The organism is Aurantimonas aggregata (assembly GCF_010500835.1).
Lineage (GTDB): Bacteria > Pseudomonadota > Alphaproteobacteria > Rhizobiales > Rhizobiaceae > Aurantimonas > Aurantimonas aggregata.
Genome location: NZ_JAAAMJ010000089.1, coordinates 1 through 717, shown reverse-complemented (window position 1 = coordinate 717; position 717 = coordinate 1). Strand labels below are relative to the sequence as shown.

Annotated in this window: 1 pseudogene; it reads left to right on the top strand. The window is 63.6% G+C overall.

The annotated features are described in order from the left end of the window. Nucleotides 1–145: 145 nt before the first annotated feature. Nucleotides 146–496 (top strand): annotated as a pseudogene (locus GTW51_RS23385) (IS91 family transposase); the annotation flags it as partial. Between the last annotated feature and the right edge of the window lie 221 nt (nt 497–717).

The window sequence follows — 717 nt, the reverse complement described above, 5'->3', positions numbered from 1 at the left end:
ATCGGTGGCCAAGCCGACGGAACCGCGGGAGCGCACTGTTATGGAGACAAGAAGAGCCGCAATTCACAGAAAAAATGCCCACACCGCCACGCCATCTCCCCATTACTGGATCTGCCCATAAGGCAGGTAATGGGCAGCGCCCATTACCTGTCGCAACCGCCACTGCCCGCGGTGCCAGGGCGCGGCGGCGCGAGACTGGCTGGCCGAGCGCGAGGCGGATCTGCTGCCCGTCGGCTACTTCCACGTCGTCTTCACGCTGCCCGCCGAGATCGGTGTCATCGCCTTCCAGAACAAGCAGGCCGTCTACGACCTCCTGTTCCGCGCCTCTACGGAGACGATGACGCGCATCGCTGCCGATCCCATGCACCTCGGCGCCCGCGTCGGCCTCACCGCCGTGCTTCACACCTGGGGATCGGCGATGACCCACCACCCGCACGTCCACATGATCGTACCGGGCGGCGGTCTCTCGCCGGACGGAACGCGTTGGGTCTCGTGCTGTTGTTGCTCGCTGCGATCGCGATACTCGGTTTTGCGAGTCAAGCATGGGCTATCTTACGAGCCTACGATGCATGGAAACGTTCCTGAGCGCCCTAGCCCGCATTATGCGTCATGGCTGGCGGGCCTAGCCCAAGCCTCTGATCCGGCGTAGTTTTTGGGTGCTGACGCCAAAAACTCCAGATCGGAGGGACCATGCCCGCCAAGGACGAGACTACGCCG